Origin of the sequence: Alteromonas sp. Cnat3-28 (assembly GCF_022348265.1) — a bacterium.
GTDB classification, from domain to species: Bacteria; Pseudomonadota; Gammaproteobacteria; order Enterobacterales; family Alteromonadaceae; genus Alteromonas; species Alteromonas macleodii.
The window spans coordinates 37,148-58,350 of record NZ_JAKREY010000015.1; the positions used below are offsets into that span (position 1 = coordinate 37,148).

The 21,203-nt window shown below is 44.8% G+C and carries 18 protein-coding genes; 11 read left to right on the top strand and 7 right to left on the bottom strand.

The window, feature by feature from the left end:
• Positions 1-10: 10 nt before the first annotated feature.
• Both MHM87_RS14835 and MHM87_RS14840 read left to right on the top strand, forming a co-directional pair.
• Complete coding sequence (locus MHM87_RS14835) at positions 11-3,394, top strand: efflux RND transporter permease subunit (RefSeq protein WP_239259856.1); 3,384 nt, start codon at positions 11-13, stop codon at positions 3,392-3,394.
• Positions 3,391-6,570 (top strand): efflux RND transporter permease subunit, encoded by a 3,180-nt coding sequence (locus MHM87_RS14840; protein WP_239259858.1) that lies wholly within the window; start codon positions 3,391-3,393, stop codon positions 6,568-6,570. Before MHM87_RS14835 ends, MHM87_RS14840 begins: the two co-directional genes overlap by 4 nt.
• Positions 6,571-6,696: 126 nt before the next feature.
• Here MHM87_RS14840 and MHM87_RS14845 read toward each other — a convergent pair whose 3' ends face one another.
• Positions 6,697-7,041: a DUF3718 domain-containing protein gene (locus tag MHM87_RS14845; protein WP_239259860.1), complete on the bottom strand. Its 345-nt coding sequence runs from the start codon at positions 7,039-7,041 to the stop codon at positions 6,697-6,699.
• Between the two features lie 417 nt (positions 7,042-7,458).
• Complete coding sequence (locus tag MHM87_RS14850) at positions 7,459-8,253, bottom strand: DUF2189 domain-containing protein (RefSeq protein ID WP_239259862.1); 795 nt, start codon at positions 8,251-8,253, stop codon at positions 7,459-7,461.
• Positions 8,254-8,525: 272 nt separating this feature from the next.
• Here MHM87_RS14850 and MHM87_RS14855 point away from each other — a divergent pair, with 272 nt between their 5' ends.
• From MHM87_RS14855 to MHM87_RS14875, 5 genes are all read left to right on the top strand, one after another.
• On the top strand, positions 8,526-9,746 hold the full coding sequence (locus MHM87_RS14855) for a pyridoxal phosphate-dependent aminotransferase (protein ID WP_014998627.1): 1,221 nt from the start codon (positions 8,526-8,528) through the stop codon (positions 9,744-9,746).
• Position 9,747: 1 nt separating this feature from the next.
• On the top strand, positions 9,748-10,347 hold the full coding sequence (yfbR, locus tag MHM87_RS14860; protein WP_012519109.1) for a 5'-deoxynucleotidase: 600 nt from the start codon (positions 9,748-9,750) through the stop codon (positions 10,345-10,347).
• A 76-nt stretch (positions 10,348-10,423) separates the two neighbouring features.
• Complete coding sequence (locus MHM87_RS14865; RefSeq protein WP_187446797.1) at positions 10,424-11,767, top strand: anti-phage deoxyguanosine triphosphatase; 1,344 nt, start codon at positions 10,424-10,426, stop codon at positions 11,765-11,767.
• Between the two features lie 152 nt (positions 11,768-11,919).
• Positions 11,920-12,927, top strand: coding sequence for a protein-methionine-sulfoxide reductase catalytic subunit MsrP (gene msrP / locus MHM87_RS14870; RefSeq protein WP_239259864.1), 1,008 nt, complete (start codon positions 11,920-11,922; stop codon positions 12,925-12,927).
• A 97-nt stretch (positions 12,928-13,024) separates the two neighbouring features.
• Positions 13,025-13,684 (top strand): protein-methionine-sulfoxide reductase heme-binding subunit MsrQ, encoded by a 660-nt coding sequence (locus MHM87_RS14875; protein WP_239259866.1) that lies wholly within the window; start codon positions 13,025-13,027, stop codon positions 13,682-13,684.
• A gap of 22 nt (positions 13,685-13,706) precedes the next feature.
• On the opposite strand, the gene MHM87_RS14880 is transcribed toward MHM87_RS14875, so the two are convergent.
• Entirely contained in the window at positions 13,707-14,105 is a 399-nt protein-coding gene (locus tag MHM87_RS14880) for a YqaA family protein (RefSeq protein WP_239259941.1), read from the bottom strand.
• 328 nt (positions 14,106-14,433) lie between these two features.
• Between MHM87_RS14880 and MHM87_RS14885 the strand changes: the two genes are divergently transcribed.
• The 4 genes from MHM87_RS14885 (at position 14,434) to MHM87_RS14900 (ending at position 16,821) form a co-directional block, all read left to right on the top strand.
• Positions 14,434-14,844 carry a hypothetical protein gene (locus tag MHM87_RS14885; protein WP_014949757.1) on the top strand — a complete coding sequence of 137 codons (411 nt, stop codon included), beginning with the start codon at positions 14,434-14,436 and terminating at the stop codon, positions 14,842-14,844.
• Between the two features lie 237 nt (positions 14,845-15,081).
• Positions 15,082-15,723 carry a YchJ family metal-binding protein gene (locus MHM87_RS14890; RefSeq protein ID WP_275443743.1) on the top strand — a complete coding sequence of 214 codons (642 nt, stop codon included), beginning with the start codon at positions 15,082-15,084 and terminating at the stop codon, positions 15,721-15,723.
• Positions 15,724-15,811: 88 nt separating this feature from the next.
• The gene (locus MHM87_RS14895) at positions 15,812-16,096 is read left to right on the top strand and encodes a hypothetical protein (protein ID WP_239259870.1); all 285 of its coding nucleotides are present in this window, start codon (positions 15,812-15,814) and stop codon (positions 16,094-16,096) included.
• Positions 16,093-16,821, top strand: coding sequence for a hypothetical protein (locus tag MHM87_RS14900; protein WP_239259872.1), 729 nt, complete (start codon positions 16,093-16,095; stop codon positions 16,819-16,821). The genes MHM87_RS14895 and MHM87_RS14900 overlap by 4 nt, the downstream gene beginning before the upstream one ends.
• A 78-nt stretch (positions 16,822-16,899) precedes the next feature.
• On the opposite strand, the gene MHM87_RS14905 is transcribed toward MHM87_RS14900, so the two are convergent.
• The 4 genes from MHM87_RS14905 to MHM87_RS14920 form a co-directional block, all read right to left on the bottom strand.
• On the bottom strand, positions 16,900-17,874 hold the full coding sequence (locus tag MHM87_RS14905; protein WP_014949760.1) for an NADPH:quinone oxidoreductase family protein: 975 nt from the start codon (positions 17,872-17,874) through the stop codon (positions 16,900-16,902).
• A gap of 74 nt (positions 17,875-17,948) precedes the next feature.
• Positions 17,949-19,007 carry a phosphotransferase family protein gene (locus MHM87_RS14910; protein ID WP_239259875.1) on the bottom strand — a complete coding sequence of 353 codons (1,059 nt, stop codon included), beginning with the start codon at positions 19,005-19,007 and terminating at the stop codon, positions 17,949-17,951.
• A 49-nt stretch (positions 19,008-19,056) separates the two neighbouring features.
• Positions 19,057-20,292 (bottom strand): acyl-CoA dehydrogenase family protein, encoded by a 1,236-nt coding sequence (locus MHM87_RS14915; RefSeq protein WP_239259878.1) that lies wholly within the window; start codon positions 20,290-20,292, stop codon positions 19,057-19,059.
• Positions 20,293-20,303: 11 nt separating this feature from the next.
• Complete coding sequence (locus MHM87_RS14920; protein WP_014949763.1) at positions 20,304-20,990, bottom strand: histidine phosphatase family protein; 687 nt, start codon at positions 20,988-20,990, stop codon at positions 20,304-20,306.
• Positions 20,991-21,203: the final 213 nt, after the last annotated feature.

Consider the following 21,203-nt stretch of genomic DNA (forward strand, 5'->3'; position numbering starts at 1 on the left):
AACTCACACAATGCGTATTGTAGATATTGCTGTAAAACGCCCTGTTGCCGTTAGTATGTTCACTTTTGCGGTATTGCTATTTGGTATGGTGTCATTAGGCAGACTGTCGGTTAACCTACTGCCTGACTTATCTTACCCTACTCTCACCATTCGTACTGACTACGACGGTGCAGCGCCAGGCGAAGTCGAACAACTGGTTTCAAAGCCCATTGAAGAAGCCATTGGCGTAGTAAAAGGCGTACGTAAAGTCACGTCCACATCGCGTGCAGGCCAGTCTGACGTAGTGCTTTCATTTGCATGGGGTACTGATATGGATTTCGCGAGCTTAGAAGTGCGCGAGAAACTTGATGTATTACAACTTCCCCTTGATATAGAAAAACCAAGACTCCTTCGTTTTAACCCAAGTCTAGACCCGGTAATTAAACTGGGGCTGACGGCACAAAGCGATACGTCAAGTTTAAGCGTAGCGCAAATGAAGCGATTACGTTTATATGCCGAACAGCAGGTAAAACGAGCTTTAGAGTCGGTAGAGGGTGTGGCAGCTGTACGCGTTGGCGGTGGTTTAGAAAACGAAATACACATTCTTATCGACCAGCAGAAAGCCAGTCAGCTGTCTATTCCCATTACCCGAATTATTGACCGGGTCAGTGCCGAAAACATTAACGCGGCCGGCGGTCGAATTGATAACGCAGCCCAGGCGTTTTTGGTCAGAACCCTGAATCAGTTTGAAGCACTGAGCGATATCGAAAACCTTTTCATTGGGCGTTTTGAAGGCAGAAACATTCAACTTAAAGACGTGGCAACGGTTGAGAGTGCTTATAAAGATCGTGATGTGGTAACGCGCTTTAACGGCAATGAAGGCATTGAAATTGCCATTTATAAAGAAGGCGATGCTAATGCGGTTAACGTTGCGCAAAAAGTGGCTAGCCGGTTAAATGAGGTCAACAACAACTTGCCTTCAAACTACACGCTTAGCGAAATTTATGACCAAAGCGTGTTCATTAAGCAAGCTATAGATAACGTAAAATCAGCGGCAGTGATGGGCGGTATTTTAGCCATGTTAGTGCTGTATCTTTTTCTTAAAGACTTCTGGGCTACCGTTATTATCTCAGTTTCTATTCCGGTATCAGTAATTGCTACCTTTAATCTAATGTATGCCAACGATATAAGCTTAAACATGATGAGCTTAGGTGGTATCGCGCTTGCTGTTGGATTATTAGTAGATAACAGCATTGTTGTGCTTGAAAATATCGATCGCCATAAAAAATTAAAAGTGGCTGGGAGTGATAACGCTACAGCTAATGAAAAAACGACGGCAGAAGCCACAGACACTGAGGCATCTGCCGCCAGTGAAGGCACAAAAGAAGTCTCTGGCGCAATTGTGGCTTCGACACTGACCACTATGGCCGTGTTTGTGCCGCTAATATTTGTAGAAGGTATTGCAGGTCAGCTGTTTAAAGATCAAGCGTTAACCGTGTCGTTCGCTTTGGCAGCATCGCTTGTTGTTGCCATCACACTTATCCCTGCGATGGCACATAAGAAGAAAAAGCAACAGCTCGATCACGAAGAGGTGTTCACTACACCAGCGCCTACCCCTCCTACGTCAACATTGGGCAAAGTTATGTATTACGTTACCCTGCCAGTTCGTTGGGTATTCAGACTTATCTTTGTATTTTTACCTGCAGCCTTGGTTACCTTGGTGATAGGCGCATGGCATATCGTCAGAAAATTATTAAGCGTTGCCTTTAAACCACTTATCTGGGTATTTAACAAAGGGTTTGACCTTCTCGCTTCTGCTTATGAAAAACTGCTGCGCGTAAGTCTTAAAGCCAAAGCGCTGGTGTTAGCTACTGCCTTTGCTCTTGCTGCTGGCGCGATAATGCTTGTACCAAAACTAGGCATGGAACTTATCCCAACCCTATCTCAAGGCGAGTTCTCGGTAGAAGTGACCCTCCCTGCGGGCTCGCCACTAGCGCGTACCGACGCTATTATCAGCGAGCTTGCTGCGGTTGCAGTAAATAACAATGATGGCGGCGAAACCAAGGTGCTTCGCACCTATGCCATGTCTGGTACGGGTAGCCTTATAAGCGCCGCGCCTAATCAGGGTGGCGATCATTGGGGCCGCTTAAACATTGTCATGCAGCCTACGGCGACAGCTTCCGATATGGACGCGGTAAAGCGTGCCCTTCGCGATCATCTAGCCTTTAAACCTCAGGTTCAGGCAACGTTTTCAGAGCCTGAGCTATTTAGCTTTGCATCGCCTATTCAAATTGAAATTGCGGGTTACGACCTCAATCAATTACAGCAGTATGGCGACGCCATTGCGACCAAGCTAGCCAGTTTTAATAATTTTGCAGACGTAACGACCAGCATTCGTGACGGAAACCCAGAGCTTAAAATAGCCTTCCATCACGCCAAACTTGCTCGCCTTGAGCTTGATGCATCAACCGTTTCTCAGCTTATTGCGGCCAAAGTAGGTGGCCGTGTCGCTACACAGTATAGTGTTGAAGACAGAAAGGTAGATGTGCTGGTAAGAACCCAAGAAAACCAGCGAGATGACATCGCCAGCGTGCGTGCCATTGTTGTTAATCCAGGCTCTGCACAACCTATTCCATTAAGTGCCGTTGCAGACGTATACATGAGTTTAGGTCCTAGCGAGATCACCCGCGTTGGACAGCAGCGTGTAGCGCTGGTATCTGCGAATTTAGCCAAAGGTAAGCTTGATGAAGCGGTTGCCGTTGCTAATAAAGTCATTGATGAAACCCAACTTCCTCTATCTTTAAGTGCAACAGTAACTGGACAAAGTGAAGACATGCAAAGCAGCTTCCGTTCGCTACAGTTTGCTCTGGCACTTGCCGTGTTTATAGTGTATTTGGTTATGGCGTCTCAGTTTGAGTCGCTGCTGCATCCTCTGCTTATTTTATTCGCAGTGCCGCTAGCTGGCGCGGGTTCTGTGTATGGATTGTGGCTTACCAATACGCCGCTAAACGTGGTGGTATTTATCGGTTTGATTATGCTGTGCGGTATTGTAGTAAACAACGCTATTGTATTAGTTGACCGTATAAATCAGTTACGCCGTCAAGGAGTAGATAAAGACACCGCTATTCTAGATGCTGCAAAGACCCGCCTGCGCCCTATTGTGATGACTACACTTACTACGGTGTTGGGTCTATTGCCTATGGCGTTTGGTTTTGGTGAAGGTGCTGAAATTCGCACGCCAATGGCCATCACTGTTATTTACGGCCTTCTGTTTGCAAGCTTGCTCACCCTCATTTTACTGCCAGTGCTTTACAGCCTGTTCGACGTGAAGAAAAACGTTGCGCAGAAAACGTCTGTTAACACTAATGCGGGCTTTAGTGACGAAGGAGCAATGTCGAAAGGAGGTGTATTATGAGTACACCTTCTCACGACGCTAATAACAGTTCTGAAACCAATACTGACAAGCGCCAAACACGTGACCCGAGTCAACGCGAGACAGACATAGCTTCACAGCCGTACCTTTCAAAAATTGCAGGTATAGGCGCTGGACTTGCACGCTTTGCGTTAAATAAGCCCGTTACCATCGGAATGCTGTTTTTGTCTATGTTGCTGTTCGGTATTGTATCTGGCCGCTTATTACCCCTTGAAAAATTCCCTGGGATTGATATTCCAGAAATGGTAGTGCAGATCCCCTACCCTGATGCAACGCCTGTTGAGATTGAAACGATGATAACCCGTCCGGTTGAAGAAGCTGTTGCTACCATGTCGGGGATAAAGCGATTAAGGGCGCGGTCGTACGACAATATGGCTGAGGTCATTGTAGAGTTCGACTGGGATGAAAACCTTAAAGCCAAAAGTATTGAAGCGCGGGAAAAGATTGACGCTATTCGCCACGAGCTTCCTGACGATATAGAGCGGATCATGGTGTATAAATTTAACACCAACGATATGCCTATATTCCAGCTGCGCGTATCGAGCGACCGCGACTTATCGAATGCTTACGACTTGCTTGAACGCAACCTTAAGCGACCGCTAGAGCGCGTTCCGGGTGTATCGAAAGTTGAGCTATACGGCACCATGAAGCGTCAAATTACTATTCGCTTAGATCCTAAGAAAATGGCGGCCTACCAAATAGACGGTACACGCTTAGAGCAGCAGCTTCAAAACGCAAACTTCTCGCTAACCGCGGGCTACATGTACAATAACGGTGAAAAAATTCTGGTTAACCCAACTGGCGAATTTACCGATGTAAACGATTTTAAAAATATGTGGGTTACCCGCAGCGTTCGCTTGTCTGATATAGCCAGCGTGACTTACGAGCTTCCTCAACGCAACGAAGGACGTCATTTAGATCGCACCTTCGCGGTAGGCTTTAACGTATTTCGCGAATCGGGCAGCAATCTTGTAGAAGTTTCCGACGCGGTAATGAAGGTTATCGAAAAAGCCAAGGAAGATCCTGAGTTTACAGGCATTAGTTTATTTGTAATGGACGACACCGCGAAAAGCGTGACTTCGTCGCTGAGCGATTTGCTAAACGCTGGTCTTTTAGGTGCGTTACTTTCAGTTATTGTGCTGTATTTGTTCTTGCGCCAGCTCACCACTACCTTAATCGTGGTGCTTTCTGTACCATTCTCGATTTGTATTACCTTAGGTGTGATGTACCTTTTGGGTTATACACTCAACATCTTATCGTTAATGGGCCTCATGCTAGCGGTAGGCATGCTGGTAGACAACGCTGTTGTGATCACTGAAAGCGTATTTCAAGAACGCCAACAAGAGGGAAACATTAAGCGAGCCACCCAGATTGGTGTAAACAAAGTCAGTCTTGCAGTCATTGCCGGAACTGCAACCACGGCAATAGTGTTTTTACCTAATATTATTGGGGTAAAAATAGACGTGACTATTTTCCTAGAGCACGTTGCTGTGGCTATCTGTATATCCCTGTTCGCGTCGCTTTTCATTGCTAAAACACTTATTCCCTTGCTGACAACTAAGGTAAAGATACCTGTTGTAAAAACGCCTCAAACACCGTCCTACATAAAAGGCTATGGTCGTGCGCTTAACTGGATGTTGAAACACCAGGGCGTAACCTGCGTTATCGCGTTATTTATCCTGGCGTCGACCTTTGTGCCTATGCAGGTGGTTACGTCTGACGATGAGGGTAACGACAATCAAGAGCGCATTTGGCTTAATTACCATGTGACGCAAAACTTCACCTTGGATGAAGTGGAAAAAACCGTAAATAAATTGGAAGCATATCTTTATGAAAACCAAGAACGTTTTCATATTAAACAGGTGTATACCTATTTTACTGCCGGCCATGCTGTTAGCGGTATTACGCTTAATGACGAACTCCCCGTCAGTGTAGGAAAAATTAAAGAGGATATTCGTGAAAACATGCCTTCATTCGTGCGTGCTCGCCCCTCTTTCCAGTGGGATAGCGGCAACGGTGGTGGCGTAAGAGTAACGCTGTTGGGCGAGTCTTCAGAAACCTTGCTCACTATTTCAGAGCAGATCATTCCTATTCTTTCCACTATAGAAGGGCTGGAAGATGTAAAAGCCGACACGGGATCTACCCGCGATGAGGTTCAAATACGCATAGACAGAGAGAAAGCAAACCGCTTTGGCATACAAGTAAACGATGTGGCTAAACTTATCTCTACGGCACTTCGAGGCAGTAATTTACGTACATTCCGTTATGGTGACGCCGGAGAAGTGGCGGTGCAGCTTAAGTTTGGCAGCGATATTCGAGCCTCGCTAAGCGAACTTAAGAACATCAATATTGGGTTTACGCAGGGTCAATCGGTAACGCTGAACATGATTGCAGATTTCTCTGTGGTGCCACAGCTTTCGCAAATTAACCGCAACTATCGTCAAACAGCGCTAGCCATTGGTGCAAACTTAGAGGGTGAAACCACCACCGAACAAGCTCGTGAACGCATAGAAAAAGCATTAGCTAATATCGAATTGCCGACAGGCTACAAGTGGACGCTAGACGGTAGCTTCTCTCGACAGGATGAAGCCAATGCCGTAATGCAAATGAATATGCTACTCGCGCTTTGCATGATTTATGTTGTGATGGCCGCGCTGTTTGAATCGCTAATTCTTCCAACATCTGTAATTACGTCACTACTGTTTTCGTTCACAGGTGTTTTTTGGGCATTTATGGTTACAGGTACATCTATGTCTATCATGGGGATGATTGGCATGCTGATCCTAATGGGTATTGTGGTTAACAATGGCATCGTATTGGTAGACAGAATTAATCAGCTCATCAATGAAGGTCTGTCGCTGTATTACGCAGTGATTGAAGGATGTATGACACGTATCAGGCCTATTCTGATGACAGTAGCCACAACGGTTTTAGGGCTTATTCCACTTGCGATGGGGAGTACTCGAATTGGTGGCGACGGTCCTCCCTATTCACCAATGGCCATTGCAATCATTGGTGGGCTGGTGTTCTCAACACTAACCAGCTTGTTCTTAGTACCACTTGCTTACGTGTTGCTACTAAAGCTTAGGTTTAAAACGCAACGTTTGTTTAAAACCAGTAAAGCGCGTGTAGCCACGTATATTAAAATCGCTAATTAAGGCGCATTTTAAAGCAAAAAATAAGACAAAAAGCGGGTCTAGTTTTCACCATTTACGTCAACGTGATTGACGACGAGTGCAAGCTAGCCCGCTTTTTCTGGATTTATCGTAACCGCAATCAACGCCTTAGCTACGCGACGTTAAGTATTCATGTACGGCATCAGCGTGACGCTCAACTGAAAACTCAATTAGGCTACTGCCATTGCACGTCAACCCTTCTTCAGACGTTACCATACGCAACACTTCACGCTGACTAGCACCAATGCGTCCTACGTTACGTGAAAGACTAGAGCGAAGTACTCTAACGTCATCATTTATCACTGCTTTACAAAACCCTGCGAATTGGGTTTCGCCTACAAAGCGTATGTCTTTTTGTGGTGCTGCGGCAGTTGCGTTAACGCTAAATGCTACGCTTGCAGTTACAGCTAGAACTTTTACCGCGTTGGCTAGTTTCGATTTAACTGGTTTCATGTTTAATTCCTCAATGTGTAGATAAAGGCTTTAATCAAGTTTGTGGCAAACTCTTAGTTTTTGGTTGAACAAAGCTGAACAATCAACAATTCGCTCAACGCCCTTTATTTATGCATCAAGAATTAAAACTTTTCTGTTGAATGATTGTGTAATGGGGGTAAATGTGTGGTAAATCAGTTTGTTACACCATTGTTACTAGGCTAAATCACTGTTTTATTGAGATTAATTTAGATTACATATTACTAATATATCTAGCGATGGAACTTGTAGGAAGAAAGAAATATAAGACTTAAGTATAAAAAGGCCCCTTTTGGGGCCTTAAAACTGTAATTTTAACAAAATATTTAATGGTAAAGCGCATCTAATGTACAGAAAACCTCACCATTTCCGTAATTAAATTACAGAAAACGTGGGCGATTACTCATATTTGCGTTCGCGCTTAGTTTCAATGGCATCAATATAAGCATGCCATGACGCGTAGCCGATAATGGGCATTAACACGATAAAACCAATAAACCCGGTTACGTAACCAATCGCAACGGTGGTAAAGATGATCGCGCCCCAAATAAGCATGGGCACCTTATTAAGCCACACTGCGTTAACACTGGTTAATACTGCGGTGGCAAGGTCTACTTTGCGTTCCATCAAAATTGGTTGGGTAAACGCCGTAATAAAAAGCATAGCCAATGTAAAACCCGCACCGACAATTGTGCCTAGCGCTAAAAACGGTAATAAGCTTTCTAAATCGTTTTCTATGTAAGGCGGATAAAGTGCATGGATTAGCGATGCAACTCGCAACCAGAATATCATCATCACCATAAGTAAAATGGCAAAGCCCCACTCGTTAAACGCATTTCTGCGCATTGCGCGTAAAGAATGGCGTAACGTGGGCTTATGGCCTTTCTCCATTTCCCAGCTCACATCATAAAGACCAGCAGCCAGAAATGGACCTACCAACATAAAGCAAACAATGGCGGGTAAAATAACTAAGTGCCAACCTGTCATTTCAACCAAGTACATAATGAACCACGGAATAACCGTGAAAAGAACGCCATAAAACAATGTGAGACCTGGTGCGCGCATAGCGTCTCGTAATGCCAATGACAACCATTTTATAGGGTCGCCAACGTCTAATTCTTTACAGGGAATAACGCGTGCTATACCACTTTGCGTGATTGCATTCTCTGGTGTTTCTTTGAAATGGTGCGACATATTCTTATCACCTCTGCTTGTTAGCCTGTTTGTTACTAACGCGTTTTTTATACACGCCTTACTACTACGATAGGCGCTGAATGAAAAGTTCACAAGTTATTAACATGAAATTTATACTTAAGTGACAAGCGGATCATTCATCTCATTATATGGTCAATAAATAGCCACTTGGTGAAAAAAGTAGTGCTTAAAGCAGAAATACTGCAAAAAGGCCATCGCATATGGCTGTGTATTGCGATAATCTCAGGGTATGTAAATCAACCAGATAGACCATGAAAACTGTATCTCGCTCACATAAATTAGATAACGTTTGTTACGACATTAGAGGCCCAATCGCTGCGCAAGCACGCAAAATGGAAGACGAAGGACACCGCATATTAAAGCTGAATATCGGTAACCCTGCCCCATTTGGATTTGAAGCCCCTGACGATATCGTAAAAGACGTTATTCATAACCTGCCTACGTCTCAAGGATATTCAGACTCGACAGGAATTTATGCTGCCCGTGTGGCCGTGATGCAGTACTACCAGCAGCGCAACATTAAAGACATCCGTGTAGACGACGTTTATATTGGTAACGGCGTATCTGAGTTAATTATGATGGCAATGCAGGCGCTACTTAATCATGGCGATGAAGTGCTTATTCCAAGCCCTGACTACCCGCTTTGGACAGCAGCAGTTAGCCTCTCGTCAGGTTCACCCGTTCATTATCGCTGCGACGAGCAAGCAGGCTGGTTTCCAGATATTGACGACATAAAAAGTAAAATCACCAGTAAAACTCGCGCGATTGTACTGATCAACCCTAACAACCCTACCGGTGCAGTTTACGACAAAGCCCTGTTGCAAGAAGTAGTTGAAGTCGCCCGCGAACACGGACTTGTTGTATTTAGCGACGAGATTTACGACAAAATCCTTTACGATGAAGCAAAGCACACCAGTATCGCTTCACTGGCTGACGATGTTTTTTTTGTTACCTTTGGCGGTTTAAGCAAAAACTACCGTGTGGCGGGCTTTCGCTCTGGCTGGCTTGTAGTCAGCGGCAATAAGCGATTAGCGTCTGACTATATTGAAGGGCTTAATATTCTGTCTTCCATGCGGATGTGCGCTAACGTACCGTGTCAAAGTGCTATTCAAACTGCGTTAGGCGGCTATCAAAGCATTGACGACTTGGTGAAAGAAAACGGGCGTCTTCGCATTCAGCGCGACGTGACTACAGATATGCTAAACGGCATTGACGGTATTTCGTGCGTTAAACCTAAAGGTGCCATGTATTGTTTCGCTAAAGTGGATGAGAAGAAATTCAACATTCAAAACGACGAACAAATGGTGCTGGACTTATTAAGCTCTGAAAAAATTCTGCTGGTACATGGTCGCGCGTTTAACCTTACTGAAGGCACGTATTTCAGATTAGTATTTTTACCGCACAGCGATGTATTGGTGCCTGCTCTGCATCGTATTGGCAACTTCTTTAGAACGTATAAGCAAGGGGCGTAATGTGTCTGATAAAAGTCACTTTTTTGCGCACCTGGCGCGCTTAAAGCTTATTAATCGCTGGCCGCTAATGCACAACGTGCGCACAGAAAATGTGCAGGAGCACAGTTTGCAGGTGGCCATGGTTGCCCACGCACTTGCTTTAATAAAAAATAAGTTTTTTGGCGGCACACTAAACCCTGATCGTATTGCTACCATGGCAATATTTCACGACGTGTCGGAGGTACTCACCGGAGACCTCCCTACCCCAGTGAAATACTTTAACCCTGCGATTAAAGAAGAATATAAAAAGATCGAAAAAATTGCAGAGAACAAGCTAATTGAAATGGCACCAGAGGCATTTCGAGAAGACTATGCGGCGCTTATTGATCATCACTACCATAGTGAAGAAGAAGCTTTTATTGTGAAAGCAGCAGACGTACTTTGCGCTTACCTAAAAACGCTTGAAGAATTAGCTGCTGGTAACCAAGAGTTTAAGCTGGCTAAGAAAAGATTAGATAAAACCCTTAAAGAATATCATTCTGAAGAGGTGGACTACTTCTTAACGCGTTACGTACCAAGCTTTTCTTTAAGTCTTGATGAAATTACGCAAGACGATATGTGAGCGAGGCGGCTAACAGCCCATAAATCACTATACTGACGAATAGAAGTAGCATACATAGCAAGGCAGCGAGGTTTTTTTGGCAACAAGCGATTGGGAATTAGCATTACACGAGCGTCGTTTACCCCGCAGTGAAACAAGAGACGGCGATCACCGCAATCCGTATCAACGTGATAAAGCACGCGTTCTTCATAGCGCCGCCTTTCGTAGATTACAGGCAAAAACGCAAGTGCTCGGTGTGGGGCTGAGCGACTTCTATCGCACTCGATTAACCCACTCTCTAGAAGCCGCCCAAATTGGCACCGGTATTACTGCCCAACTTTGGGTGAAATTTCCAGATATCGCCACGACGTTAGCGCTTGATCCTACGTTAATCGAAACCCTCTGCTTGGCTCACGATATTGGTCATCCCCCATTCGGCCATGGTGGTGAAATTGCGCTTAATTACATGATGCACCAATACGGCGGGTTTGAAGGAAACGGACAAACTTTTAGGATCATCACTCAGTTAGAGCCCTATACCGCCGAACACGGCATGAATTTATGCAGAAGAAGCGTGTTAGGCTTGGTTAAATATCCAAACTTTATCGATGCCCTTCATAGTAAAGGACCTACGCCAGAGCGCCCTGTTTCACTTCGTCAGGTAAAGGCCCACGACTGGCATCCGCCAAAAGGTCTGTTTCGCTGCGATGAGCCCCTATTCGACTGGCTACTTGCGCCATTTAGCAATGAAGATAAAGATGGGTTTATGCAGTTTACTGCAAAACTGAATGCACACAGTAAAACGCAATTTAAATCGTTCGACTGCTCAATTATGGAACTGTCTGACGATATCGCCTATGGCATTCACGACTTAGAAGATGCCATTGTAATGGATATGGTCGACAAGCATCATTTTGTCGAGGATGTAACCACCCCGCTAAAAGCGCTAGATGTACCGTGGCTGTCAGACAATATAGAAGTGCTAACCAATAAGCTATTTAGCGCTGCACATCACGAAAGGAAAAATGCCATAGGCGCGCTGGTAAATAGCTTTATTACAGCTATTGAAATAAAAGGCGTTGAGGGTTTCGCTCACCCGTTACTGGCGTTCAACGCCGTAATGCCTGAACATTTTGCACAAGCCTTGGAGCTTTTCAAACGCTTTGTGTTTAACAAAGTAATACGCCGCCCCGATGTGCAGCTTCTTGAATACAAAGGACAGCTGGTGGTTATGGAGCTTTTTGAAGCCTTTGCATCAGATCCTGACCGCTTACTTCCCGAAAACACCCAAGTTCGCTGGCGTAAGGCCTGTGAGAGCGGCAATGGTATGCGCGTTCTCGCCGACTATATATCGGGTATGACCGATGAATTCGCATCTCGCCTATACAGTAATATCTTTTCACCTAAACAAGGCGGTATTCAAGATAGTCTGCATATGTAGATTGTTTTGTTTTTCCAAATTAATTGAAATGAAAAGACCGTACTCTCGGTCTTTTTTATTATGTTGAACTTACTCGTTACATTAACGTAGCTAAATGTACTGGGCGAAGTGACGACCATTTCTCATAGTCTTATCATAATTTAGGTGACGTAATGCCAAAACCATTTAAACCCTCAGTAAAATTAACTGATAACGACGTAACCAATGAAGGCGTTTATATGAATCGCCGTTCATTGCTCAAATCTATGGGCTTTGTGGGAGCGTCTACGCTGTTGGCGAAGTCGGCAGGCGCTGCCGGTTGGTTTTGGGAAGATGAAGAAGAGAAGGCAGCGTTTAAGGGAAAGGCGCTGGAGTTTAGTCAGCCCCCTAAGTTTCAAATAACGGAAACCCGAACGCCTGAAGATAAAGTGACCAGCTACAACAACTTCTATGAGTTTGGCACATCTAAAGGTGCACCAGCCAAAAATGCGACTGAATTTCAAACTAATCCATGGACGTTAAAAGTTGACGGGATGGTTAAAAACCCCATTGAGCTTGATCACGATGCCTTAACAAAGCGTTTTCCCCTTGAAGAACGCATTTACCGCTTGCGCTGTGTGGAAGCATGGTCGATGGTGGTGCCTTGGATTGGGTTTGAGTTGGGGGCGTTGTTAAAACAAGCCGAGCCATTAATGTCAGCCAAGTATGTGGCGTTTGAAACCCTATACGACCCTGAGCAAATGCCCGGTCAACGAAGCCGCTTTACCGGTGGTGGTATTGATTACCCTTACGTAGAGGGTTTGCGTCTTGACGAAGCCATGCACCCGTTAACGCTCATGTCGGTTGGTCTTTACGGGAAGACCTTGCCACCTCAAAACGGTGCGCCTATCAGGCTTGTTGTACCGTGGAAGTATGGTTTTAAGAGCATTAAGTCTATTGTGAGAATTCGCCTTACCGATAAGAAACCGCCTACCACATGGAATCGACTGGCCGCCAACGAGTATGGCTTTTACGCCAACGTGAATCCAAACGTGTCGCACCCAAGGTGGAGCCAGGCCAGCGAGCGTAGAATAACCACAGGTGGGCTACTCGCCAGAAATCGCATCGACACCCAAATGTTCAACGGTTACAGCGAAGTCGCGCCGCTATACAAAGATATGGACTTATCCCGTTATTACTAGCTGGTACGTTTTATAGGGCGACGAGTAAATAGCTAGCCCTTCTAACCAATATCTCATGACCGAAGCTATTAAACATTATTATTAAGTTGTTCATTTAATGCCGTTAAGAAAAAAACCATTTCGACTCTCTGTTTGGCAACGCCGCAGCCTAAAAGGTCTTATTCACCTTTTCGCATTGGGCTATATCGCCTGGTTGTTTTTTGCAGGGGTAACCGATCAGCTTGGTCCAGACCCTGTAAACACGCTCATCAATGAGACTGGAACCTGGGCAATTCACTTTCTTTTACTAACGCTAACTCTTAGCCCACTTGCTAAATGGCTACCAAGCCCAGAACCGATGCAATTCAGACGTATGATTGGCGTATACACCTTTGTGTACGCCTTTGCACACCTGCTCACATACATTGTGTTTGAAATCCAGCTTGATATGGCACTAGTGGCTAGCGAGATAGTAAGCAGGCCATACATCATTGTTGGCATGGCAGCGTTACTTCTTCTTTTTGCTCTCACCGCTACGTCGTTCAGGCGTATCCAGCGCAATATGGGAAGAAAGTGGCAGAAGCTTCACAACAGCATTTACCTGATCCTGCCCCTTGCACTACTTCATTTCAGCTGGTCGCAGAAGACGTTTTGGCAAGAGCCCGTTTGGTATTGGATGATTGGACTGATATTAATGAGCCCAAGAATGAAGCAGTGGTATGTGAGGTATCAGAAGAAAAGTCAAAAGAAGTCGAGAGACAAAAACGCAGTGGTGTGAGAAAACTAAAGTCGAAAACCTTTTAAACAAGCACGTACAGCAACGCAGCATAACGCGCTGTTTTGCTAAGCGTTACCGCGAGAATAAAAAACCAAAACGGGCTTCTAAGTACACCTGCTACTAAAGTGATAGGGTCGCCAATAATAGGTACCCAGCATAAAAACAAGCTCCACTTCCCCCACTTTGTAAAGGAGTAGCTTGCACGTTTAAACGCCGCTTCGCTCATTTTTAACTTATCGGTCGCAATTTCTTTTCCGAACTTGAAGCCCAATGCATAATTAACCACCGAGCCAAGTACATTTCCCAACGAAGCAACAACAAGCAACAACACCCAGTTCAACCCACTACTGTATAAAGCACTAAGCACGATTTCAGAACTAAAAGGCAATATAGTGGCTGCCAAAAATGCCGATAAGAACATCCCCAAGTAGCCTAAATGTATTAATGCGCTCAACGCTCCTCCAGCTTTATACAGTAGTTTTCTATTTAAAATTCGCGCGCATCTTACCTTAATCGGAGTATGAATACTTCCTTCAGAATTCGATAGCACAAAAAAACCATTATCTTTTATGTAGTTACTGAGAAAACACCAATTTGTGTGAAAAAAGTACAACTAAATACTTGCCAAAGTCCTCCTTTGAGAATACTGTATACACATACACGCTGTATAAGAAACCAGTATCAATCAATAACAATATTCCTGAAGTTCGATTTATGAACTTAAGGGCAAATGCATAAAGGGTTTTACTATGAACACATCTTCAGTTTCACGATTCAATGCTTTACGCGCTTCGGTTTCAAATGTTGTTCAACTACCTTTGCCGATAGAAGGGTTTCCTAGCGAAAAACAAGGTAATGGAAAAGGAAGTAACGACAAAGGTTGGAATTATCTGCTTTCAAATACGGTGTCGTTTTCGAAAACTGTAGATCACGCTATCCGTATTCAAAAACCTGAAAAAGAAAAAATGCCTGAATGGATCAGTAAGCTGATTACAGGTGGTCAGTGTAAAACACTGTATGTGGAAAACATTGATTTAGACCTTCAACCAACCGACAGTGAAATGATCAGAAAGCTGTGTGAGCTTTATTCTGTCAGCCTAGTGAATGTACGTGTTAACAGCATTAATGACGAACAAAACGTAGCATTAGGTCCTTGGTAATACAAAGCCTGTTTATGCTTACATTTTACGTTTGCCTGAGTAGCGGTGCGTAAACAAAACCTAAATATCTATTTTCATACAACTCTTTGGCGTGGAATCTCTGACATGTACCCTCTGGCATGGACCGCCAAGGAATCTTTGAATATCGGCAATATTTACGTCTAAAAAAGTTGGGGCTCACGCAACTTATACTTATACTGTAGCGCTTTGTTTTACTCTTAAACTGCGAGTTGTCTTATGCGCTGCTACTGTTGCTCATCAAAATCCTTCGACGAATGCTGCGGGCCTTTTATTAAGGGTGATAAACACCCTAGTTCTGCAGAGCAACTTATGCGCTCCCGTTTTTCAGCCTACGCTACAGCGCATTATCAATATATTCTTGAAACCTACACCAAAGAAAAGCAGCAGGGTCTTTCTGTAGAGGATTTGGCGCAAAGCGCACAAGGTGCGACATGGTTCGCACTTAAAGTACACCCCACTCTAGCGGCTAGCTCCGTAGATAACTCCGTAGATAGCTTGGTAGGTAACTTGGTCAGTAGTACTGAAGATAGTTCGATAGACAGTACTGTACATGCCGACGCTAAAGTCGAAGCGCAAACCAACGCCGAGCCAATCTCTAAGACTAATTTAAAGTCCATCTCCAAGCCCATCTCTAAGCCCAATAATGCCATTGTTGAATTCACTGCTTACTATTTTGAGAATAAAAGCATGTATCAGCTTCACGAAACGTCGAATTTTAGTGTTGAAGACGGTAAGTGGCGTTATCACGACGGCGTATTACACGACGACTGCGGCAAAATTAAATACGGGAGAAACCTACCTTGTGTTTGCGGTAGCAACAAAAAATTCAAACAGTGCTGCGCAACTAAGAGCCGCTAACCCAGTGGCAATAGCTAACCTTACTCCCTTCCCTGCGCATCTTGATTGTTCATCTTTTATCTCGCTCCCACATAAAATAGGACACACTATGAAGATGAAGAAACATGCGGCAGGCGTTCTAATAGGCGCAGCACTGAGTACATTAAGTTATCAAAGCTATGCCGACGTTATACTACACGCATTTAACTGGACCTACGACGACGTCGCCGCAAAAGCCCAGGAAATTGCGGACCTTGGTTACACCAAAGTACTTGTTTCGCCTGCTTATAAATCGACAGGTGACCAGTGGTGGGCGCGATATCAACCACAGGACTATCGAGTTATTGATAATCCACTTAGTGACACTGCTGACATTCAAGCGATGGTTACATGACCAACTATCATATCAACGCGGTGTTCGACAGCAATATAAAAAACGGCGTGCATGTTTTCGGAGAAATAATTACCACGGGCGGTGCAGGCTCTAGTGAGTATGATAACTTCCTTGCACCTTATTTATCAGCAACAGGTCACTCGGCCTACGACTTCCCGCTTTTCGCGCAAATACGCAGTGCATTTAGCTTCGGTGGTTCGATGAATGCCTTAGTTGACCCAGGTGCGTACGGTCAGGCTTTATCAGGCGACAAGGCCATCACATTTAGTATTACTCACGACATCCCGCTAAACGACGGCTTCCGCTACCAGTTACTTGACCCTACCGACGAACATTTGGCAAATGCCTATGTACTAGGGCGTGATGGTGGTGTTCCATTACTGTACTCAGATAACAATGAAAGTGGTGATAATCGTTGGGTAGATTTGTACAAGCGTGATGACATCAAGGGTATGGTTAAATTCCATAACGGAGTTCAGGGCAGTGGCATGCAAATGGTAAGTCATAATGACTGCGTTATTTTCTTCAAGCGTGACCATCAAGGCGTTGTGGGTATTAATAAATGCGCAGACGGCCAAGATATATGGGTAGATACATCTACGGACAATTTGTGGTGGTATAGAAATTACCGCGATACGTTAAGTAATGATGTGCAATATATTACAACTCAGTGGCACAAATTCTATGTACCAGGAAGAAGTGCGCGAATGTGGCTTATGGAATAAAGCAATTTTAACAAAAAAGGCCTGAACACCAAATGTTCAGGCTTTTCGTTAAGTTACCTTCTTGTCAGGCTTTTAGGATCAGGGCACAAGCACCATCTTTCCTTTCACTTCCCGGTTCATGACCTTGGCCATGGCTTTCGTTGCTTGTTCTAAGGGTAATGCTTCATCTACGACCACCTTAACCTTACCTTGCACATACCAAGTTAAAAGCTCTTGCATGTTTTCCGCGAAGCCTTTTGGATCGTGCTGAGTAAACGAGCCCCAAAATACGCCCATGACAGAATAGCCTTTTACCAGCGCTAAATTAACCGGGAATTTCGGGATCTCACCGCCTGCAAAGCCGACCACAAGTAAACGCCCTTCCCATGCCATACTGCGGCTACAAGCGTGGAATGTGTCACCGCCCACGCATTCATAAACTACATCGACTCCTTTACCGCCTGTGACTTCTTTCAGCGTTTCTTTTAGATCTTTTTCTTTGTAGTTAATTAAAACATCTGCGCCATACTCTTTAGCAAGCGCCAGCTTTTCTTCTGTTGAGCAAACTGCAATCACTTTAGCGCCCATGATTTTGCCTATCTGCACTGCCGCTAAGCCAGTACCACCCGCTGCGCCGGTCACAACCAGTGTTTCGCCAGGCTGTAGTTTTGCGCGCTGCTTTAACGCGTGATGTGCTGTCGCATGCGCAGTTACTAGCGCAGCCCCTTCATTAACATGGATGGGATCAGGTAATGGCATAACATGAGTGGCAGGGATCAGCGCTTTTTCTGCGTAACCACCTAAGTTAGACAACGCAATAACTCGTTGCCCTTCTTTTAAATGGCTTACGCCCTCACCTACTTCAGATATGGTGCCTGCCACTTCATTGCCAGGAATAAACGGGAAGTCTGGCTGCATTTGATACAGACCTTGCACCAATAGTCCGTCTGGAAAGTTCACCCCTGCGGCTTCAACATTTACGACTACATGCCCTTTTTTTACTTCTGGGTCTGCAACGTCTTTAAATTGAAGTTCTTCAAGTGGTCCAAAAGATTCGCATACAATTGCTTTCATACTGTCTCCAGTTGCTTTGTTCGACGAGCACGCTATTGATAGCATGACCTGTCATTAAATAGGTTATATGGCGTTTATTCGCTTTGGTGAATGGTTTGGTTCGCAATTTGCGCCAGAGGTCGCACCATTGCGCCTAATTGCATAGCCTTCTCGCTTGACGCATTGCCATCGTGTGCGCGTTTTACCACGCCTTGTAAAATAGCGGCTAAACGGAAAAAACTAAATGCGAGGTAAAACTTCCAATTGCTAATGGCATCAATACCTCTTCGCTCGCAATACGCATTGATATATTCTTGTTCACTTGGAATGCCTAACTGCTCTCTGTCTAAACCACCTAACCCAGCTGCGTGCGCAATGTCAGAGGGAAGGCGCAACTGCATACATTGGTAAGCCAAATCGGCATACGGATGCCCCAACGTTGATAATTCCCAATCAAGCACCGCGACTACTCTTGGGTTTTTAGGGTCAGACATATCAAACATCATATTGTCTAAACGAAAATCGCCATGGACCAACGAGACTTGACCATCATCTTTTGGCAGGTTGGCCTCAAGATACTGAATAAGACTTTCAATTTCTTCAACATGCTCAAGTTCTGACGCTCTATACTGCTTTGTCCACCTGCTTAGCTGACGTTCAAAGTAGCTGCCAGGCTTTCCATAATCGCGTAAGCCTGCGCTTTCAATATCTACACTGTGAAGCGCTGCAAGCACCCGGTTCATTTCATCATACATAGCACCACGAGTAGCAGAAGATGCTATTTCAGGCAGTGCGCTATTCCAGAAAATGTCACCTTCAACATAGGCCATAATGTAAAACATGCTACCGATTATGCTGGCATCTTCACATAAATGGTACGCTTTGGGCACAGGCACTTCTGAGCCCTGCAACGCGTTGATAACGCGAAATTCTCGGTCAACTGCATGGGCCGATTTCAGTAACTTACCCGGAGGTTGACGGCGTAACACGTAGACGCCGTTGTCCGTAGTAAGCTTAAACGTCGGGTTCGATTGCCCACCCTCAAATTTCTCAGCGCTTTTGACGCGCCCAATACTCGGGCACGCAGAAGATAAATACGAATTCAGCACTGCTAAATCTATGACATGTGGGGCTTTCGCATTGTCTTTAGACACCTTCACTCCTTACCCGTAATTTTTTGTATTGTTTATTTACAACACTGACTTATTCAGCGACTGCTTTTTCTGCAATAAGATTACGACCTAACTGCATCATGTGAACCTGATCAGGGCCATCTGCCAGCTTGATAGTACGCGCATAAGCGTACATGGCAGACAATACGAAATCTTGGCTTGTACCTGCAGCGCCGTGCATCTGAATGGCTTGGTCGATAACGTTACAGGCCATAGTAGGTGCAACTATCTTGATAGCAGCGATAAGGTCGCGCGATACTTTGTTGCCATAGCGATCCATCTTATCTGCCGCTTTCAACGTAAGCAGACGCGCCTGTTCAATATCACAGTGCATCTGCGCAATGCTTTCTCTAACCGATTGCTGTTTTGACAACGGTTTGCCAAACGCCACTCGGCTTTCAACTCGTTCACAGGCCATATCGAGCGCGCGCTGTGCACAGCCAATAAGGCGCATACAATGGTGAATACGGCCCGGGCCTAAGCGCCCTTGTGCAATTTCAAAACCACGCCCTTCACCAAGCAGTAAGTTTTCTGCCGGTACACGTACATCTTCAAACAAGACTTCAGCATGACCAATAGGCTCGTCGTAATAGCCCATTGCAGCCATTGGGCGAACAATAGTTACACCCTTGGTGTCCATAGGAACTAAGATTTGAGACTGCTGCTGGTGACGAGGTGCATCGAAATCAGTTTTGCCCATTACCACCATAATTTTACAGTTTTCATTCATAGCACCGCTGGTGTACCACTTACGGCCGTTGATAACGTATTCATCGCCATCGCGCTTAATGGAAGTTTCGATATTTGTCGCGTCACTTGATGCCACTGCAGGCTCTGTCATAGCAAAGGCTGAGCGTATCTCTCCATTTAGAAGCGGCTCCAACCACTGTTTTTTCTGACTTTCGTTACCGTATTTCGCCAGCACTTCCATATTGCCGGTATCTGGCGCACTACAGTTGAAGATTTCAGAGCTAAACAAAACTCTGCCCATTTCTTCACAAAGTGGTGCATACTCTGCGTTAGTCAAGCCCGCGCCATATGGCTTATATTCTTCAGGTAAAAATAGATTCCAAAGGCCCGCTTCTTTTGCACGCTTTTTCAATGTATGCATCATTTCAGGCGTTTTCCAACGGCCTTCGCCATTGTTGGCAGAGCCATTTTCTACGGCGTGAACGTATTCCTTTTCAATTGGATACACTTCTTCTTTCATAAACGCTTTTAGTTTTTCTAAAAGTGCTTGGGTCTTTTCATTATATTCAAAGTTCATAACTGCCCCATTTAGCTGTAGGTAATGGCGTGTAACCTGTCAATCACATCCAGGTGAGGTACGCTGTTGAAGTTATTAAGGTGAACGCCTCGCGCATTGGCAAAGCATTGAGAAAAACTGGCATTTCGGATCTGCAAATTCATATTCACAACGGTGGCCGCATCGTAGCCAAGAATGTGTTTGAGCATCATGGCAATTGCACCGCCAGAACTCACAACGAGAACACGCTTCGCATCTATACTTTGAAGGTGCGTGAGCATACTGTGAACTCTGTCTTCGAACTGACCCCATGTTTCATCAAGGAGTTCATGCGCCAATTCGTCTTGCGACCAGGCAAGCATTGCTTTTTTTAGCAATCGGTAATATTCAGAAGGCGAAGCACCTTCAGGTACTTTTGCTTCTGGGTAACGTGTTAAATAGGCGGTAGCCACTGCCTGAAAATTGAATTCATTCAGTGCGCTATTCACTGTAACTTCAGGTAGCGTATAGTCTTCAGTAGCAATACCCGAGGCAATACCGTCTTTGGTTTCATGATGCCTAACCATGTCGCCAGAGAAAACTGCATCAAATTCAACATTGCGATGCTTGAAATAGTCACCAAGCCAAATGGCCTGTTGCCCACCCAGTTCACTAAGTTTGTCATAGTTCGCTTTGCCAAAAGACGCTTGACCATGTCGCACTAAATAGATGTCTGTCATACCGCTGCCTGATGTTATTAATATGTTAACTTTCAACCAACATACTAAGGAAAACAGCGATATAAGTTTAATTGATATTTTGAATGAGTATGCATCATGTGAAACTATTCACTGCCAAATATCTGTTCGCTTTTTGCACGTTGCGAACAAAATTTGACATGATAGCTTCAAATGCGTGCAATATATGTTCATTAGATTGTATAGTGAAAAAGC

Excerpts from the sequence above, each read along its gene's own strand:
- MHM87_RS14840 (WP_239259858.1), top strand. The coding sequence starts at position 3,391 with ATGAGTACACCTTCTCACGACGCTAATAACAGTTCTGAAACCAATACT.
- MHM87_RS14855 (WP_014998627.1), top strand. The coding sequence starts at position 8,526 with ATGAAAACTGTATCTCGCTCACATAAATTAGATAACGTTTGTTACGAC.
- MHM87_RS14845 (WP_239259860.1), bottom strand. The coding sequence starts at position 7,041 with ATGAAACCAGTTAAATCGAAACTAGCCAACGCGGTAAAAGTTCTAGCT.
- MHM87_RS14835 (WP_239259856.1), top strand. The coding sequence starts at position 11 with ATGCGTATTGTAGATATTGCTGTAAAACGCCCTGTTGCCGTTAGTATG.
- MHM87_RS14915 (WP_239259878.1), bottom strand. The coding sequence starts at position 20,292 with ATGAACTTTGAATATAATGAAAAGACCCAAGCACTTTTAGAAAAACTA.
- MHM87_RS14900 (WP_239259872.1), top strand. The coding sequence starts at position 16,093 with ATGACCAACTATCATATCAACGCGGTGTTCGACAGCAATATAAAAAAC.
- MHM87_RS14880 (WP_239259941.1), bottom strand. The coding sequence starts at position 14,105 with ATGTTCTTATCGGCATTTTTGGCAGCCACTATATTGCCTTTTAGTTCT.
- MHM87_RS14890 (WP_275443743.1), top strand. The coding sequence starts at position 15,082 with ATGCGCTGCTACTGTTGCTCATCAAAATCCTTCGACGAATGCTGCGGG.
- MHM87_RS14885 (WP_014949757.1), top strand. The coding sequence starts at position 14,434 with ATGAACACATCTTCAGTTTCACGATTCAATGCTTTACGCGCTTCGGTT.
- MHM87_RS14850 (WP_239259862.1), bottom strand. The coding sequence starts at position 8,253 with ATGTCGCACCATTTCAAAGAAACACCAGAGAATGCAATCACGCAAAGT.
- MHM87_RS14920 (WP_014949763.1), bottom strand. The coding sequence starts at position 20,990 with ATGACAGACATCTATTTAGTGCGACATGGTCAAGCGTCTTTTGGCAAA.
- MHM87_RS14895 (WP_239259870.1), top strand. The coding sequence starts at position 15,812 with ATGAAGATGAAGAAACATGCGGCAGGCGTTCTAATAGGCGCAGCACTG.
- msrP (WP_239259864.1), top strand. The coding sequence starts at position 11,920 with ATGCCAAAACCATTTAAACCCTCAGTAAAATTAACTGATAACGACGTA.
- MHM87_RS14905 (WP_014949760.1), bottom strand. The coding sequence starts at position 17,874 with ATGAAAGCAATTGTATGCGAATCTTTTGGACCACTTGAAGAACTTCAA.
- MHM87_RS14875 (WP_239259866.1), top strand. The coding sequence starts at position 13,025 with ATGCCGTTAAGAAAAAAACCATTTCGACTCTCTGTTTGGCAACGCCGC.